Source organism: Flagellimonas alginilytica (assembly GCF_042134605.1).
GTDB lineage: Bacteria > Bacteroidota > Bacteroidia > Flavobacteriales > Flavobacteriaceae > Flagellimonas > Flagellimonas alginolytica.
The window spans coordinates 2,524,948-2,540,890 of record NZ_CP169638.1; the positions used below are offsets into that span (position 1 = coordinate 2,524,948).

15 protein-coding genes are annotated in these 15,943 nt (G+C 42.0%); 5 read left to right on the plus strand and 10 right to left on the minus strand.

Annotation, left to right across the window (positions count from 1 at the left end; genetic code table 11):
* Positions 1-88: 88 nt before the first annotated feature.
* Both coaD and ABTP35_RS11225 read right to left on the minus strand, forming a co-directional pair.
* Positions 89-547 carry a pantetheine-phosphate adenylyltransferase gene (gene coaD, locus ABTP35_RS11220; RefSeq protein ID WP_293296308.1) on the minus strand — a complete coding sequence of 153 codons (459 nt, stop codon included), beginning with the start codon at positions 545-547 and terminating at the stop codon, positions 89-91.
* A gap of 33 nt (positions 548-580) precedes the next feature.
* Positions 581-1,555: a D-alanine--D-alanine ligase gene (locus ABTP35_RS11225; RefSeq protein ID WP_293296306.1), complete on the minus strand. Its 975-nt coding sequence runs from the start codon at positions 1,553-1,555 to the stop codon at positions 581-583.
* 79 nt (positions 1,556-1,634) lie between these two features.
* On the opposite strand from ABTP35_RS11225, the gene ABTP35_RS11230 reads away from it, so the two are divergent.
* From ABTP35_RS11230 to ABTP35_RS11250, 5 genes are all read left to right on the plus strand, one after another.
* Complete coding sequence (locus tag ABTP35_RS11230) at positions 1,635-2,222, plus strand: PASTA domain-containing protein (RefSeq protein WP_224837661.1); 588 nt, start codon at positions 1,635-1,637, stop codon at positions 2,220-2,222.
* A 2-nt stretch (positions 2,223-2,224) separates the two neighbouring features.
* A complete protein-coding gene (locus tag ABTP35_RS11235; protein WP_224837662.1) occupies positions 2,225-3,256 on the plus strand; it encodes an RluA family pseudouridine synthase in 1,032 nt (343 codons plus the stop codon).
* An 88-nt stretch (positions 3,257-3,344) separates the two neighbouring features.
* The gene (gene yaaA, locus ABTP35_RS11240) at positions 3,345-4,106 is read left to right on the plus strand and encodes a peroxide stress protein YaaA (RefSeq protein ID WP_293296303.1); all 762 of its coding nucleotides are present in this window, start codon (positions 3,345-3,347) and stop codon (positions 4,104-4,106) included.
* Between the two features lie 168 nt (positions 4,107-4,274).
* Positions 4,275-6,821 carry a phosphoenolpyruvate carboxylase gene (locus ABTP35_RS11245; protein ID WP_224837664.1) on the plus strand — a complete coding sequence of 849 codons (2,547 nt, stop codon included), beginning with the start codon at positions 4,275-4,277 and terminating at the stop codon, positions 6,819-6,821.
* Between the two features lie 8 nt (positions 6,822-6,829).
* A complete protein-coding gene (locus ABTP35_RS11250) occupies positions 6,830-7,528 on the plus strand; it encodes a uracil-DNA glycosylase family protein (RefSeq protein ID WP_293296300.1) in 699 nt (232 codons plus the stop codon).
* Here the strand turns inward: ABTP35_RS11250 and ABTP35_RS11255 are convergent.
* The 8 genes from ABTP35_RS11255 to ABTP35_RS11290 form a co-directional block, all read right to left on the minus strand.
* Positions 7,525-9,021, minus strand: coding sequence for a M20/M25/M40 family metallo-hydrolase (locus ABTP35_RS11255; RefSeq protein WP_293296298.1), 1,497 nt, complete (start codon positions 9,019-9,021; stop codon positions 7,525-7,527). The genes ABTP35_RS11250 and ABTP35_RS11255 overlap by 4 nt on opposite strands.
* 32 nt (positions 9,022-9,053) lie before the next feature.
* Entirely contained in the window at positions 9,054-9,815 is a 762-nt protein-coding gene (gene trpA, locus ABTP35_RS11260; RefSeq protein WP_224837668.1) for a tryptophan synthase subunit alpha, read from the minus strand.
* Positions 9,816-9,881: 66 nt separating this feature from the next.
* The gene (gene trpB / locus ABTP35_RS11265) at positions 9,882-11,066 is read right to left on the minus strand and encodes a tryptophan synthase subunit beta (RefSeq protein ID WP_293296296.1); all 1,185 of its coding nucleotides are present in this window, start codon (positions 11,064-11,066) and stop codon (positions 9,882-9,884) included.
* Positions 11,067-11,077: 11 nt separating this feature from the next.
* On the minus strand, positions 11,078-11,728 hold the full coding sequence (locus tag ABTP35_RS11270; RefSeq protein WP_224837670.1) for a phosphoribosylanthranilate isomerase: 651 nt from the start codon (positions 11,726-11,728) through the stop codon (positions 11,078-11,080).
* Positions 11,725-12,510 (minus strand): indole-3-glycerol phosphate synthase TrpC, encoded by a 786-nt coding sequence (gene trpC / locus ABTP35_RS11275; protein ID WP_293296294.1) that lies wholly within the window; start codon positions 12,508-12,510, stop codon positions 11,725-11,727. Before trpC ends, ABTP35_RS11270 begins: the two co-directional genes overlap by 4 nt.
* Positions 12,511-12,605: 95 nt before the next feature.
* A complete protein-coding gene (gene trpD, locus ABTP35_RS11280; protein WP_224837672.1) occupies positions 12,606-13,601 on the minus strand; it encodes an anthranilate phosphoribosyltransferase in 996 nt (331 codons plus the stop codon).
* A gap of 130 nt (positions 13,602-13,731) precedes the next feature.
* Positions 13,732-14,301 carry an aminodeoxychorismate/anthranilate synthase component II gene (locus ABTP35_RS11285; protein WP_293296292.1) on the minus strand — a complete coding sequence of 190 codons (570 nt, stop codon included), beginning with the start codon at positions 14,299-14,301 and terminating at the stop codon, positions 13,732-13,734.
* Positions 14,302-14,303: 2 nt separating this feature from the next.
* Positions 14,304-15,701, minus strand: a complete 1,398-nt coding sequence (locus ABTP35_RS11290; protein WP_224837674.1) for an anthranilate synthase component I family protein — start codon at positions 15,699-15,701, stop codon at positions 14,304-14,306.
* Positions 15,702-15,943: the final 242 nt, after the last annotated feature.

The window sequence follows — 15,943 nt, forward strand, 5'->3', positions numbered from 1 at the left end:
TGTATTATCCTGAATGGACAATGTTTCATCTAAAAATAAATTGTAAGAAAAGACTTAAATAAGTTTGTTCCCCCTGAAATCGTGAAATTTATGGTTTTACCACGACCGTTTCGGGTACCAATCCTGAGTAATCCCCACCATTCCTGATAACATCCCGCACAATGGAAGAGCTTATAAAGGACTTTCCGGAGGAGGTCAATAGAAAAACAGTTTCTATTTCCGATAACTTACGGTTGGTATGTGCAATTGCTTTTTCAAACTCAAAATCCGCCGGGTTGCGCAATCCCCGCAATATAAATGTGGCATCTATTTTCTTGCAAAAGTCGACCGTCATCCCTTGGTAGGTGGTCACTTTAATTTTTGGTTCATCCTTGAACGCTTCCTCGATAAACCGAACTCGTTCGTCCAAGGAGAACATATATTTTTTGTCGGCATTTATACCTATGGCAATTACCAATTCGTCAAAAAGGGTGACTCCTCTTTTTATAATATCATAATGGCCTAATGTGAGTGGGTCAAAAGACCCAGGGAACAATGCGCGTTTCATGGTGTGGTATAAGGTTTTTTAAAAATACGGATTCTATCGCAAAGCTTCAACAATGGCGCTATCAAAAAGCGATTCAAGGGAGATGCCTGCAGTTTTCGCCTGTTGCGGCAATAAACTTTCCTCCGTTAGTCCGGGGGTTGTGTTTATTTCCAATAAATGGGGTACATCACCGATAAAGATAAATTCACTTCGGGTATACCCTTTTAGTCCCAAGGTCGTATAAATAAATTCGGCCAACTGTCTAACGTTCTTCTCTTGTTTTTCGGAAATACGGGCTGGGGTTATTTCTTGTGATTTGCCCATATATTTCGCTTCGAAATCGAAGAAATCGTTTTCAGAAATAATTTCTGTGGCCGGCAATACGGTAACCTTTTTGTTATAAGTGATTACCCCGACGGAAACTTCTGTGCCATCCAAAAAGGATTCTATAATGATCTGGTGATCTTCCTTGAAGGCATTGGCAATGGCTTGGTTTAGATCCTCTTTTTTGTGGACCTTGGATACGCCATAGCTACTCCCGGCCCTATTGGCTTTAACAAAACAAGGTAGCCCAACTTTGTCTACAATGGCATTTTCGTCGATGGTCTGGCCTTTGTTTACAAAAAAGGAAGTGGCACTAGGGATTCCATAGGGTTTCAAAGCGCTCAATAGATCTCGTTTGTTAAAGGTGAGTGCGGCTTCATAATGGTTGCAGGATGTCTGCGGAATGCCCACAAGTTCAAAATAGGCCTGCATTAGTCCATCTTCGCCAGGAGTGCCGTGTATTGCGTTGAAAACACAATCAAAAAGAATTTTTTTGCCATCAATGGTTATACTGAAATCGGATTTATCCAATGTATGCCTTTCATCGGTGTTGTCCAGATAATACCAGTTTTCTTTGGTGATTATAATTCTGTAGGCATTGTACTTATTTGTATCCAGATATTTGTGGACCACGTTTCCGCTCTTTATGGAAATATGGTGTTCGCTGGAATAGCCGCCCATTATAATGGCAATGTTTTTTTTCATTTATCGGTAAATTATCACAAAGCCAAAATAAAGAAAAAAGGGTGGGCTTTCCTATATTTGTTCCGTTAAGGTGAAATACATGAAGAATTTTTTCAACTTTTTAAAGAGCAAGACTTTTTTTATCCAACTTGGATTGGCGGCAATAGCTATAGTTGTTTTGGTGTTCGTTGCATTGCAATGGCTCAAGGGCACTACCAATCACGGGGAATTTGTGGAGGTACCGGATTTCTCCAAAATGTCGGTTATGGAAATGCGAAAAGCAGTGGAGGAAGCTGGTCTCAGATATCAGGTTTTGGATTCATCCAACTACAATCCCGAGTATCCAAGATTTTCAATTTTGGAACAAAACCCTCCTGCTGGCAACAAGGTAAAGGCCAACCGTAAAATTTATTTTACTGTAAATCCATCAGGATATAAAAAGGTAAGTGTACCGGATATCATTCAGGTTACCCAACGTAATGCTGCATCTATGCTAAAGGCCGTAGGGCTGGATGTGGAGCGTGTTACCTATATTGATGAGTTGGGCAAGGACATGGTGTACAACATGAAGTTTAAGGGGAAATATATAAAGCCGGGCGACAGATTGCCCAAAACCTCCAAGGTGGAATTAATTTGTGGAAACGGGACCATTCCCGGCAGTGCAAGGGTAAAGGCAGACTCCAACTAACTATGGATATTTCGGAAAACCAGGACGAACTTTCTCAGGATGATCTTTATGAGCATTATGCCTTTGTGGCATCTAAGGGCCAAGACCCTTTGCGAGTGGATAAATTTTTGATGAATTTTATTGAGAACGCCACTCGTAACAAGATTCAACAAGCGGCCAAAAAAGGCCATATTTGGGTAAACGACTCCATTGTAAAACAAAATTACAAGGTAAAAGCAGGGGATGAGGTGAAGGTTATGTTCGAGCATCCGCCCTATGAGTTTTTGTTGACCCCGGAAGATATACCATTGGACATTGTTTACGAGGACGACATACTTTTGGTGGTGAACAAACCGGCAGGCATGGTGGTGCACCCGGGGCATGGAAATTACTCGGGTACCTTGATCAATGCCTTGGTGTACCATTTTGAAAACTTGCCCAATAATAGTTCGGATAGACCTGGTCTGGTCCACCGGATCGATAAAGATACCTCCGGATTATTGGTAATTGCCAAAACGGAAGCAGCAATGACCCACTTGGCGCAACAATTTTTCGAAAAAAGTAGTGAACGGGAATATGTGGCCTTGGTCTGGGGCAATGTAACCGAAGACGAAGGTACCATTGAAGGGCATATTGCACGAAACCCCAAAAACCGCCTACAGATGATGGTTTTTCCGGAGGGAGATGAAGGAAAGGAAGCTGTGACACATTACAAGGTATTGGAGCGCTTTGGATACGTTACCTTGGTGTCCTGCAGGCTGGAAACCGGTAGAACCCACCAAATTCGGGTCCACATGAAATATATAGGCCATACCTTGTTCAATGATGAGCGCTATGGAGGCGACAGAATTTTAAAAGGGACCACCTTTACCAAATACAAGCAATTTGTGGAGAATGCTTTTAAGGTATTGCCAAGGCAAGCTTTGCATGCCAAAACATTGGGCTTTGAGCATCCGGTAACAGGCAAGTTTATGCGTTTTGATTCCGATCTGCCCGAAGATATGGTCCAGTGTATCGAAAAATGGCGCGGTTATGCCAAGCATCACGAATCATAGGTTTCTTCGATCCTAAGATTGAAAACACCATTGGCCCATCTGTCCAAATAAGTAAAATCCTCGTTATTTTTACAAAAAATGGAACCATATGAAAATTGTGATATCACCGGCAAAGTCACTTGATTACGAAACCACTTTGCCCACATCAAAATATAGTCAGCCCCAATTTTTGGAACAAGCCGAAAAGCTAAATGCGGTATTAAAGAAAAAGAAGCCCAAAGCCCTATCGGAACTTATGTCCATTTCCGATAAACTTGCGGATTTGAACTGGGAGCGCAATCAAAATTTTGAATTGCCCTTTACCGTTGACAATGCAAGGCCGGCAGTGTATGCTTTTAACGGAGATGTGTACCAAGGTCTGGATGCCTATACCATTCCCGAAGATAAGTTGGACCGTTTGCAAAGTACGCTGCGGATATTATCCGGCCTGTACGGTGTTTTAAAACCATTGGACCTAATGCAGCCATACCGATTGGAAATGGGGACGCAGTTAAAGGTAGGCCGTAAAAAAAATCTGTACGAGTTTTGGAAAGATCAAATTACCAATGCCTTAAACAACGAACTTGAGGAAGATGAACTATTTGTAAACCTTGCAAGCAACGAATACTTTAGTGCAGTAGATGTCAAAAAACTTAAAGTGCCGGTAATAGCACCGGTTTTTAAGGATTGGAAGAACGACAAACTCAAAATCATCAGTTTCTTTGCCAAAAAAGCACGTGGATCTATGGTACGGTACATTATTGATTCCGGTGCCCAAACATTGGATGACATCAAGAATTTTGATTATGATGGCTATTTGTACAGCGAGGAACACACCGTAAAGAAAGACCAGCCAGTTTTTATTCGATAAAACTTTGGTAAGATCAAAGTAATTTTTAAGTTGTCACAACCAATCACGTTGTTACAATAAGGCACGACGTGCTTCAAATTGTGATACGTTTAAATTTAACCCAAACGTTACGTATAATTCGCGAACTTTGGGTGTTCGTCCATGATAACATCAACTTAAAATAAATACATGCAGCAGACTAAACGGTTAGAGGAATTTAAAAAAACGGTAACCAATAAGTTCAATATTTACAACAGTCTTTTTTTGAGCTTGCCCTACAACAATATAGAAAATGTAGGGGTTCTTATCCCATTATTGCTAGATCAGTGCGAGAAAGGCTTAAAAGAAGGTAAAGATCCCCAAGAGATTTTAGAGGTGTTTTTTACCAATTTTGTGGATATCAAAGACGAACGGGAGCGGTTGGACTTTATGTTCAAGATCGTGCAGTATGTGGAACGCCAAGTGGTACTTTACGATAGTGTGGAGGATTCGGCCTTCTCCAAACTTCAAAAATACAGTAGCTCTTTGACCATTAAGGATTATTTTGAATTGGTAAACCGCACCAAAAACTGGGACAAGGTCTCCAAAAAACTCTCCACCTTTAGTGCACGAATCGTTCTGACCGCGCATCCAACGCAGTTCTATACCCCCGCCATATTGGATATTATTGCAGAATTGCGCACTTTGATCGATGAGGACAGGATTCATGATATTGACGTAACCTTGCAGCAATTGGGGCTTACCTCACTGATCAATGCAAAAAAACCAACGCCTTTGGACGAGGCAAAAAACATTATCTACATACTTCGTAATACGTATTATGATGCCGTTGGCGAATTGTACCAATATGTAAAAAGTAATATTCGGGACGATAAGTTTAATAATTACAACCTGATGAAACTCGGATTTTGGCCTGGTGGCGATCGTGATGGGAACCCCTACGTAACGGCCGATATCACTAAACAGGTGGCGGATGAATTAAGGCTTACTTTAATGAAATGCTATTATAACGAATTGAAGGGCCTTCGCAAAAAACTTACATTCAAGGATATGCAGGTAGACATCAATGCGTTGAGCGATAAGCTGTACAAAGCCATGTTCAACCCAGATGTGCTTGTTTCTTACGAGGAAATCATCGCCTGTTTAAATGGTGTCCGCGAAAAACTGATTGCCAATTATCACGAATTGTATTTGGACGAGTTGGATCAGTTTATGGATAAGGTACATATTTTTAAGACACATTTTGCCACCTTGGATATCCGTCAAGATCACAGTAAGCATTTGTTGGCCGTGGAAACTGTGCTAAAGAAGCATGGAGTTATTAAGGAAAACGTACACGAGTTGAGTGAAGGGGAACTGGTAAGGCTCTTGCTCAAGGAAAATTTTAATCTCGACCCAAAGGACTTTGAAGATGAGATTGTAAAGGACACCATTACGAATATCCAAAACCTAAAAGCGATACAAGAAAAAAACGGTGAAGAAGGCTGCAACCGATACATCATCAGTAATTCGGAAGATATTTTTTCGGTCTTGTTCGTGTTCGGTTTGTTTAGGTGGAGTGGATGGGACGAGAAAAAGATCACATTTGACATTGTTCCACTGTTCGAGACCATGAAAGGTATGGACGCTTCCGAAAAAGTGATGCAAACCTTGTTCGATATTCCACAATATAGGCAGCATCTGGAAAGAAGAAGGGACGTACACACCATAATGCTCGGATTTTCCGATGGTACCAAAGATGGGGGGTACCTAAAAGCCAACTGGTCTATTTTAAAGACCAAGGAAACCTTGAGCAAAGTCTGTAAAAAGAACGGTATCGCCGCTATTTTCTTTGATGGTAGGGGAGGACCGCCAGCACGTGGTGGTGGTAAAACACACAGATTCTACGCCGCACAGACCAAGGATGTGGCCAATCATGAGATTCAGCTTACCATTCAAGGGCAGACCATTACCAGTACCTATGGGACCAAAGAGCAGTTTATCCATAACTCCGAGCAGTTGCTCACCGCAGGATTGAGCAATAACTTATTTGGCAAGGAACTCACTATCTCCGCGGCACAACGTAAATTGATAGAGGAGCTCTCGGAACTCAGTTTCGACAAATACGATGCTTTAAAACAACACGAGAAATTTATGCCCTACCTGGAGCACAGAAGTACATTAAAATATTATACCAAGGCCAATATTGGCAGTAGACCAGGAAAGCGCGGAAACAAAAAACAGCTAACGCTTTCGGATTTACGCGCCATATCTTTTGTGGGGTCGTGGAGCCAGTTAAAACAAAATGTTCCCGGTTATTTTGGATTGGGTACGGCCATTAACAAGTTAAAAGAAGAAGGGCGACTGAACGAAGTGAAAAAGTTGTACAAAGATGTCCCATTTTTTAGAGCTTTGATGCACAACAGTATGATGTCCTTGGCCAAGTCCAATTTTAACCTGACCAGTTACATGAAGGAAGATCCAGAGTTCGGAGCTTTCTGGAACATTTTGAACGACGAGTTCCAGTTGTCCAAAAAAATGCTGTTGCAGATTTCGGGAGATAAGATTTTGATGGAGGATGAAGCCGTATCGCGGGAATCTGTTAAAATAAGGGAGCAAATTGTATTGCCCTTGTTGGTGATACAGCAAAATGCCCTGTACCATATCACACAAAATTCTGAATACAAAGAATTGTACGAGAAAATCGTTACTCGTTCCTTATATGGAAATATCAATGCCAGCAGAAATTCGGCATAATTAAAGTGTTGGCAGCCAAATATTTTAAACATACACATCCCTATAAACCGTTTTTGTTATCGCAGGCCACTAAATTGATCGTAGGTACCCTGCCTCCCCCACGGTTTACCACAGGTGACCTAAAACCACAAGATGTGGATTTTTGCTATGGCAGCTGTAACGGACAGTTATGGCCCATTTTGGATAGAATATTCCAACTGGGATTAACTTATGAAACTACAGATGAGGCCGTACAACAGCGAAAACAGTTCTTGATCAAGAACAAAATAGGGGTTTGCGATATTGTGGAAAGTGCCGATAGGGAAAAAATAGATGCATCCGACATCGGAATGCAAAATGTTGTGCTACGTGATTTAGTCGGATATTTACAAAAGTACCCGAATATCGATACCCTTTTGTTTACAGGCGGGAATAGTAAAAATGGTCCCGAATATTTCTTTCGCAGGCAACTAAAGGAGTATAACTTAAAACTCGATGTGGTCTCCGACGACGTGCCCCGAATTCATCATTTGGCGTTACCGATCACTCCGAGTACAACGTCAGTGCGAGGGCAGTCGAGAACCATTAAAACCGTTTCGCTGACTGCACCTTCGGGAGCTGCCAACCGAGCTGTGGGAAGTTTACAGGCCTACAAGCAAATGAAACAAAAAAATCCAGCATTCAATACACTGGATTTTAGGGTACTACAATATCGGGAGTTCTTTTAATCGATTTTACTGGAGAGAATACTATAAAAAGTCTTTATTCCATAAGCCAACTGGCCAATTTTTATATTTTCGTTGGGACTATGTTGGTTGTTGTCGGGGTTTACCACGGGAACAATAAAGGCAGGAATCTTTAATTCGTTCACAAAGGGGGATATGGGGACCGTACCGCCCATGGTGCGTATTTGAATGACTTCCTTGTCAAAACTGTTGTTTAAGGTATTTACTATAAAAATACCATATGGGTCATTTAGATCCGTACGGAACGCATCCGTAACACCCCTCTCTTTTACGGTAACAATTTTATCGAATTGCAAACGCTCTTCTTTGGAAGGCTCGTGATCTAAAACTTTATAGCCTTGCTGGGCTATATGATCTTTCACCAATTGTTTTAGCCGATTTCCATCGCTTTCTACCACCAATCTTAAATCCAGTTCCGCAGTTGCACTTTCGGGAACAATGGTGCGCGCTTTTTCTCCAACCCATCCAGAACTTAATCCGCGAATGTTCAAAGAGGGATATTGCAGGGCTTCTTGGTAAAAACTTCCTACTTTTTCCGAAGTTTTAAATTGGAGGTTTTCGGCAATGGCCGCATCGTTATCGGGTACACTTTTTAATATGGAATCGGTGGTTTTGTCAATAGTTATACCGTCATAATAACCGGAGATCGTTACTCTTCCTTCGGCATCTTTCATGGTTGCCAATAATTGTGCTAACTGAAAACCTGGGTTTGGAGCATAGTTGCCATAATGTCCGCTATGTTGCGGTTTAATGGGGCCGTAAGTAGTGAGGGTCAAAGTGGTAATACCACGGCAACCATAAACTACAGTAGGGTTTTCGGACGCGTGTACAGGTCCGTCCACGATCATTAAAAAATCCGACTCAAGGAGTTCACGGTATTGTTTCACAGCTGCCGGCAAAGGTTTACTGCCTTTTTCTTCTTCACTGTCCAAAATCACCTTTATATTAAAAGGAATGTCCTTACCATCCTTTTTAAGTAGGTCCATGGCGTTCAAAAGCATCACGATCGGCGATTTATCATCCGAAGTAGATCTTCCGAACAAACGCCAATCATAATTGATGTCGTCTCCAAGTTCATCAAAAGACATGGTTTCAAAACCATCATCCTTCGGGGCCTTTAATACCACATTGTACGGGTTGGGTTGGTTCCATTTGGACGGGTCCACGGATTGACCATCAAAATGCATATAAATAAGAACCGTTGGCTTGTCCCCGCTCATGGGCGTGGCGGCAAAAAACAAAGGAAGACCATCGGTTTCCAATACTGCCGAGTTAAACCCTCTATCGCCAAACTTGCGCTTTAACCACATTATGTTACGATCTATGTCGGCTGCGTCCAGAGCATCGTTGGGGATAGCTATAAATTCCCGTATTTCGTTAATGGCATCGGCGACCTGGGATTTAATGGCCACTTCATCTTGGGCAAAAACAGAAAAAGTAAGGCATAAGGTTACTATGGGCAGTATTTTTTTCATGACAAATCAATGTTGATCTTTAAAGTGGAAAATTAACGAATTTGCTTTACAAAGTCATCAATCTTGTCCACTCCATTTTTTGTTAGGTGTTTTATAAAGGCCGAACCAATGATCGCACCTTTTGCGTGTTGGGTAGCTTGCCCAAATGTCTCGGCATTGCTGATACCAAAGCCAACGATCTGCGGATTTTTAAGGTCCATTTGTGCTATGCGATTAAAATAGTTGGTCTGATCGGGACCAAAACCTTGCTTTGTTCCTGTGGTACTTGCCGAGCTCACCATATAAATAAAACCTTCGGATGCATCGTCGATCGCTTTTATGCGCTCGTTGCTGGTTTGTGGTGTAATAAGAAAAACGTTGATCAATCCATGTTTTTTAAAGATGGTTTCATATTCTTCTTTGTACACATCCAACGGTAGATCGGGAAGAATAAGCCCATCGACCCCAATTTCCTCACATTTTGCACAAAACGCTTCTACTCCATATTGAAGGACTGGATTAAAATATCCCATTAAAATCAACGGTATGGACACCGATTTGCGGATGTCTTTCAATTGCTCAAAAAGCAGGGCAGTGTTCATTCCATTTTTTAGGGCAGCCGTGGAACTTTCTTGTATGGTAGGTCCATCGGCCAATGGGTCGCTAAAGGGAAGCCCGATTTCAATGAGGTCGACACCGTTCTTTTCCAAATCTTGGATAATCTTTACGGTATCGTTCAAATTGGGGTAACCAGCTGAAAAATATATGGAAAGGATTTTTTTGTCCTCCTGTAGTTTTTGTTTGATTCTGTTCATAGTATTTAGGTGTTAGATGTCAGACATAAGATGCACGAAATATTTCTACTTTCTTATTTCTGATCTCTAGAGTCTGAAATAATCAATATAATTCTGTAAATCCTTATCTCCTCGCCCGGATAGGTTGACCACCACCACGTCATCTGGATTGAATTTCCTTTCTTCGAAAATGGCCAAGGCATGTGAAGTTTCTATGGCTGGGATTATACCTTCCAGTTTACAAAGTTCCAATCCGGCCTTCATGGCATCATCATCGGTAATGGAAATGAACTCTCCACGGCCCGATGCGTACAAATGGGCGTGCATAGGGCCTACACCAGGGTAATCCAATCCTGCGGAAATGGAGTAGGGTTCGGTAATCTGTCCATCTTGCGTTTGCATCAATAAGGTTTTACTGCCGTGTATAATGCCCACTTTTCCCAAAGCGGAAGTAGCGGCACTCTCACCGGAATCAATTCCCTTACCAGCGGCCTCAACTGCAATAATGCCCACCTCTGGGGTGTCCAAGTAATGATAAAAAGCACCGGCTGCATTACTTCCCCCACCGACACAGGCCACAACGTAGTCAGGATTTTCCCGACTTTCTTTTTCTTGTAGCTGTTTTTTAATCTCTTCCGAAATTACCGATTGGAAACGCGCCACCATGTCGGGGTAGGGATGGGGACCTACGACCGATCCAATAATGTAATGGGTGTCCACGGGGTTGTTTATCCAATCGCGAATGGCTTCGTTGGTGGCGTCCTTTAATGTTTTACTGCCCGATGTGGCAGGTCTTACCTCGGCTCCCAACATTTTCATTCTAGCTACATTGGGTGCTTGGCGGGCAATATCGATTTCCCCCATATACACCACACATTTGATCCCCATTAATGCACAGACCGTAGCTGTGGCCACTCCATGTTGACCCGCACCTGTTTCTGCAATGATCCGGTTTTTGCCCAATTTTTTTGCCATTAATATCTGGCCAATGGTATTGTTTACCTTATGGGCACCGGTATGGCAAAGGTCTTCGCGTTTTAGATAGATTTTGGTATTGTATTTTTGGGATAGACGTTTGGCAAAATACAGTGGTGTGGGCCGACCCACATAATCCCGTAACAATTGTTGGAACTCTTCTTTAAAAGAAGGCTCCTCCATTATGCGGAGGTAGTTTTGCCGAAGCTCCTCACAGTTGGGGTATAGCATTTCGGGAATAAATGCTCCCCCAAACTCACCGTAGTATCCCTTTTCATCTGTATGATAACTTTTCATAGACATTTTTTTTAGTTCATATCACTTTCCAGTGATACTCTGAAAGTTTTTAGTTCTTCAATATTTTTTTGTCCCGGGGCTAACTCAAATTTACTGTTCACATCGATGGCATAACACATGGTAGATGCAGGACTTTTTAAAAATCCTTTTAATTTATCTAAAGAATCCAGACCTATGCCACCGCTTAAAAAATAAGGTTTTTGAGATGGATATTTTTCCAAGACCGACCAATCGAAGGTGTAACCGTTGCCCCCGGGCAATTTTCCTTTAGTGTCAAAAAGGAAATAGTCACAGACGTCTTCGTAATCTTTAAGGATGCCAAAATCAAAATCATCTTTAATGGAAAATACTTTGATGACTTCTAAATTTCTCGACTGCGCTCGAATTGACAGAATTCTTCCTTTTAGTTCCTGGCAGTAATCTGGGGCTTCCTTTCCGTGCAGTTGTACCGCATCCAATTGATATTTTTCTACTTTTTCCAGAATTTCCTCCAATGGCGCATCAACAAATACCCCTGTTCTTTTGATGGAATGTGGCAAGTCTGGCATTTCTCCCGAAAAATAACGGGAGGAGGGTTCCCAGAAAATAAATCCCAGATAGTCGGGTTGCAAAGTCGCTACCGCTTCGGGATTATGGTTCATGCCGCAGACCTTTAGTTTCACGCTTCTAATTTTTTAATGAATCCGGAAGCACTTACTCCCGGATTGTCCGTTTTCATAAAATTTTCGCCGATCAAAAAGCCTTGAAAATCAAATTCTTTTAATTCTCTGATGGCCTCCACGGAACTGATTCCACTTTCCGATACCTTTACAAAGTCATCCGGAATATTGACGGATAGTGTCTTACTGGTTTCCAAGCTCACCTCGAAAGTTTTTAGATTTCGGTTGTTCACTCCCAGCATATCCAAACTGGGCATTAGGGATTTTTTCAGCTCCTGTTCGTTATGTACTTCCAACAATACCTCCAGGCCCAAAGTTTTTGCCAACTCGGAAAACGATTTGATTTCTTCCCTGGACAAAATGGCGGCAATTAATAATATTACATCGGCACCATAGGCTTTGGCTTCCACAATCTGATATTCATCTATGATGAATTCTTTTCGTAAAATGGGAATGTTCGTAGCTGCTCGTGCAAGGATCAAGTCATCCAAGGAGCCGCCAAAATATTTGCCATCGGTGAGCACAGACATACCGCAGGCACCAGCATCGGCATAGCCTTTGGCGACATCCTGTACACTTAGCCCTTGGTTAATGACCGATTTTGAAGGGGAACGACGTTTATGTTCCGCAATAATGCCAGAATTGCTTTGGCGTAATGCTTCAGCCAACGAAATAGAGGTTCGTTCCATCAATATCGAAGTTTCCAATTGGGATATGGTAATCAGTGATTTTTTTAAATCGACTTCTTTACGCTTGTCGGCTACTATTTTGTCTAGTATGTTCATCCTATATTTTTGTCAATCCGCAAATGGGACGGTATTTTTTTAAAATTGGTTTTGTTTGGATTCTTGCTATCGCAGGAATGACAAGTAATCTATATTTAGTTTTTACTCAATTCTTGTAATTTTTTTAAGGCAACCAATCCTTGGCCGCTCAATAAGGATTCTTTGGCTTCTTCAAAACCTTCTTTTGGTGCAACGCCCTTTACGGTGGCTATGGCGACGCCGGCATTGGCACAAACAACATTGTTCTGAGCATCTGTGCCCTTGCCTTGTAAAATATCCATGAATATTCGGGCGGAATCCGCAACGTCTTCACCGCCAACTATTTCTTTTTGAGAAACTTTGTTAACCCCAAAATCTGCAGGACTCAGCATACCCTCGGAATGGTTGGAAATGGTTTTTGTGTCTCCGGTCAACGATATTTCATCATAACCGTCCAAGGCATTCAAGACCGTAAATTTTTTATCGGTGTTCTGATATAGATAACCATACATTCTGGCCAATTCCAAATTAAATACTCCTACCATCTGATTTTTTGGGAATGCAGGATTCACCATGGGCCCCAACATATTGAAAAAGGTCTTCACGGCAAGTTCCCTGCGGATTGGGGCTACATTTTTCATGGCTGGGTGAAACAAGGGGGCGTGCAGTACACAAATTCCTGCCTCTTCGATAGTTCTCTTTAGAAAATCGGCATCATTGCTAAATTTGATTCCCAAAAATTCCATTACGTTACTACTCCCACATTTAGAGGAAACGCCATAATTACCATGTTTGGTTACATGGATTCCAGCTCCAGCGGTAACAAATGATGCCAAGGTGGAAATGTTAAAGGTGTCCTTGCCATCGCCTCCCGTTCCACATAGGTCGATGGGGTTGTATTCCGATAGATCTACGGCCAAACATAGCTCTAAAAGTGCATCACGGAATCCTTCGAGTTCTTCTATGGTGATGCTCCTCATCATGTAAACGGTTAAGAAGGCCGCAATTTGGGAGGTGTTGTAATCGCCTTTGGCAATATTTACCAATATCTGTTTGGCTTCCTCTTTGGGCAGTATTTCGTGATTGATAAGTTTATTTAAGGTCTCTTTCATTTTCTTTATTTGTGATTCCGAACGGATGCTGAGCGGAGTCGAAGCATGATGCGGAAAATTTATTCAATTGGGTTTATTTGGATTCCTGCTTTCCCTTCGACTTCGCTCAGGGTACTTCAGGAATTGCATATTATTTGCTTTCCAGCCAATTTTTCAACATTTGTTTGCCTTGGGGTGTCAGCACCGATTCGGGATGAAACTGTACCGCGGTCACGTCATATTTTTTATGCCGTAGGGACATTATCTGCCCATTTTCGTCCACTGCGGTTATTTCCAAATCATCAGGTACATTTGGGTCCACTACCCAAGAGTGATAACGGCCTACCTGAAGCGTTTTCGGCATATTATGGTATATGGGGTCGTCCTTGGTCACAGTTATGGTAGTGTCCACTCCGTGATATACCTGGTCTAAATTGATCAAGTGGCCCCCGAACACTTCACCAATGGCCTGTAGCCCCAAACACACTCCAAAAATGTGCTTGGTGGGTGCGTACGTTTTGATGATTTCTTTTAAGAGTCCCGCCTCATCCGGTATTCCTGGTCCAGGGGAGAGAACAATATGGTCAAATGGCTCCACTTCCTCCAAAGTGAGTTGGTCGTTCCGTTTTACGGTGACCTCACAATCCAAATCTTCCAGATAGTGTACCAAGTTGTAGGTAAAGCTATCGTAGTTGTCTATCATTAAAATATTTCTTCCCATGCTTAGATTGTTTCGGCGATTTCCAGTGCTTTGGTCAATGCACCTAATTTATTATAGGTCTCTTGGAGTTCGTCATCAGGATTGGAGGCTGCTACCAGACCTGCTCCCGCTTGGTAATACAATTCGTGGTTTTTGCTCAAAAATGTGCGGATCATGATGGCGTGGTTAAAGTTGCCTTCAAAATCCATAAAACCTATGGCACCTCCATAATAGGAACGGCTTGTTTTTTCATATTTCTCGATAAGTTGCATGGCCATGTGCTTGGGGGCACCGCTCAACGTTCCTGCCGGGAAAGTATCGGCCACCACTTTCATGGTTGTACTGTCTTTTTTCTTAAGGCCAGTTACTTTGGATACCAAATGAATGACATGGGAGAAGTACTGTACTTCTCGATAGGTTTCCACGTTTACGGTATTTCCGTTACGGCTCAAATCGTTTCGGGCAAGATCTACCAGCATTACGTGTTCGCTGTTTTCTTTTTCGTCCTGGGCCAATTTTTTTGCCAGTTCGGCATCTTTTTCATCGTTTCCGGTACGTTTATAGGTTCCGGCAATGGGATGAATCTCTGCCTTGCCATCTTTTACGATCAGTTGGGCCTCTGGCGAGCTTCCGAATATTTTAAAGTTGCCATAATCAAAATAAAAAAGGTAGGGGGAGGGGTTAATAGATCTTAGTGCTCTATATACATTGAACTCATCTCCCTTAAATTTTTGTTGGAATCTTCGGGAGAGCACCAGTTGGAACACATCGCCACGTTGACAATGTTTTTTTGCCAATTCGACCTGCTCTTTATAATCTTCATCCTTTAGATTGGATTTTGGGTCGCCTTCCTTGTTAAAATTATACGATGAAAAAGTACGCACGTTAAAGAGTTGTTCTATTTCTTCAACATTGCTTTCGGTCTGGTAGCAGTGGGCAAAAAGGTAGGCTTCGTTTTTAAAATGATTGATAGCGATTATGTTCTGGTACACGGCATAATAGATATCGGGGATATTTACCGAGCCATCTTTTTTATTCAATTGGATATCCTCAAAGTAACGAACGGCATCGTAGGCCATATAACCGAAGAGGCCATTGTAGATAAATTTAAACCCGTTCTGCGTGGTATTAAATTGCTTGCTAAAGTTGTGGATTACTTTAGTGATGTCGGTGTCGGAGGCAATTTTGGTTACCTCCTTTTTGCCATCGGGAAAGCTTTGTACAATGGTTTCGTCCTCTACCTTGATATATGCTATCGGGTTACAGCAGATGTACGAAAAACTGTTGTCGTTGGCATGGTAGTCACTACTTTCCAGAAGTATGCTGTTGGGGAATTTGTCCCTGATCTTTAGGTAAACGCTCACGGGGGTAATGGTGTCCGCGAGGATTTTTTTGTAATGGGTTTTAAGCGTGTAACTCATTGGGTACTTATATAAATTAAAAAAGGCCTGTCGTGATGACAAGCCTCTTGTATGGTTATAATGGGGACTTAGCTCACGACGTTCGACGTAAGTTTATCCACCACCAGTTATTTGCTATTCTGTTAATCATTGAGTCAAAGATAGGAAGGAATTTTTTATGGTACAACAAAGTTATGTTTAAATTAAAAAATCCCGCTCAAGGAATTCTTGAACGGGATTTTCACACACTAAACTGTAGTTGC

Excerpts from the sequence above, each read along its gene's own strand:
- ABTP35_RS11245 (WP_224837664.1), top strand. The coding sequence starts at position 4,275 with ATGCAGCAGACTAAACGGTTAGAGGAATTTAAAAAAACGGTAACCAAT.
- trpC (WP_293296294.1), bottom strand. The coding sequence starts at position 12,510 with ATGAACATACTAGACAAAATAGTAGCCGACAAGCGTAAAGAAGTCGAT.
- ABTP35_RS11235 (WP_224837662.1), top strand. The coding sequence starts at position 2,225 with ATGGATATTTCGGAAAACCAGGACGAACTTTCTCAGGATGATCTTTAT.
- yaaA (WP_293296303.1), top strand. The coding sequence starts at position 3,345 with ATGAAAATTGTGATATCACCGGCAAAGTCACTTGATTACGAAACCACT.
- ABTP35_RS11225 (WP_293296306.1), bottom strand. The coding sequence starts at position 1,555 with ATGAAAAAAAACATTGCCATTATAATGGGCGGCTATTCCAGCGAACAC.
- trpD (WP_224837672.1), bottom strand. The coding sequence starts at position 13,601 with ATGAAAGAGACCTTAAATAAACTTATCAATCACGAAATACTGCCCAAA.
- trpA (WP_224837668.1), bottom strand. The coding sequence starts at position 9,815 with ATGAACAGAATCAAACAAAAACTACAGGAGGACAAAAAAATCCTTTCC.
- trpB (WP_293296296.1), bottom strand. The coding sequence starts at position 11,066 with ATGAAAAGTTATCATACAGATGAAAAGGGATACTACGGTGAGTTTGGG.
- ABTP35_RS11230 (WP_224837661.1), top strand. The coding sequence starts at position 1,635 with ATGAAGAATTTTTTCAACTTTTTAAAGAGCAAGACTTTTTTTATCCAA.
- coaD (WP_293296308.1), bottom strand. The coding sequence starts at position 547 with ATGAAACGCGCATTGTTCCCTGGGTCTTTTGACCCACTCACATTAGGC.
- ABTP35_RS11290 (WP_224837674.1), bottom strand. The coding sequence starts at position 15,701 with ATGAGTTACACGCTTAAAACCCATTACAAAAAAATCCTCGCGGACACC.
- ABTP35_RS11255 (WP_293296298.1), bottom strand. The coding sequence starts at position 9,021 with ATGAAAAAAATACTGCCCATAGTAACCTTATGCCTTACTTTTTCTGTT.
- ABTP35_RS11285 (WP_293296292.1), bottom strand. The coding sequence starts at position 14,301 with ATGGGAAGAAATATTTTAATGATAGACAACTACGATAGCTTTACCTAC.